2 pseudogenes are annotated in these 793 nt (G+C 39.6%); both read right to left on the bottom strand.

The features are described 5' to 3' along the window. Positions 1-509: pseudogene (locus tag CIK04_RS29595) on the bottom strand (glycosyltransferase); the annotation flags it as partial. Beyond that, positions 506-793 (bottom strand): annotated as a pseudogene (locus CIK04_RS29590) (putative capsular polysaccharide synthesis family protein); the annotation flags it as partial. The pseudogenes CIK04_RS29595 and CIK04_RS29590, both read right to left, overlap by 4 nt.

Genomic DNA, 793 nt, shown 5'->3' with positions numbered 1-793 from the left:
GGCGTTAGATTGGTAGGTGACGTAGTTATTCAGTAACTCCGCTTTTTGGCTCCCAACGAAATGGCTAAATCGCATTCACGCTGGCTGCATCCAGCAATCGCAGTAAATTCTTAATGCGAATCCTTCGAGTATTCGATAGAATTTTGTGCATAGACCGAGATGTCTTCTCGTTCAAACGCGTAACAATGCGGGGTATAGATAAGTTTTGCATTGCCCACAGTCAAAAATCGCCCAAGAAATCCCGCCTTGCTGGAGTGGAGGTGGATCACCTCCGGCTGGAGTTGTTTGATACGTTGATTGGCACTCAAGAAAAATTGAACCAGATTACCATCAATGAAGGTGGATGATTGAAATTGGTTGTTACCGTTTTCTTTCGTAGAATCTTCTTCACGGGCTCGGGCAAAAAGGTGATGCTCAATAGGTTCATTCCTTGATGAATAAACGTAGCTATAAAGTGCAGTTTGTACACCACCGCCAAATGCTTCTGTAATATGCAGTACTTTTTTCATTTCTGACTCGTCCCTGGTGTCTTTAACCATTTGTTCTTAAATTGAGCTCTCTCTTCCTCTGAATATAAATGACGGTAGAGTGGTAGGTCGTACATGTAAATAGCTTTAGAAAGTCGTAATTGTTTTGAATGACTATAGATATTTGAATACCACTTGTTTTTTGCTTCATTACTGTTTTTWAAATAAAGCCATCAACGTTGAGGAATTTAGCGATGTCACTGTCTAATTTATTAAGATGTTCGCACTTTATTAGCATCACTTCTGTTTTCTTGTTTTTGAAAAGA

The organism is Vibrio sp. 03_296, assembly GCF_002265885.1.
Note: the sequence above shows the minus strand (reverse complement) of the source record. Positions and strands in the feature narration are given on the sequence as shown.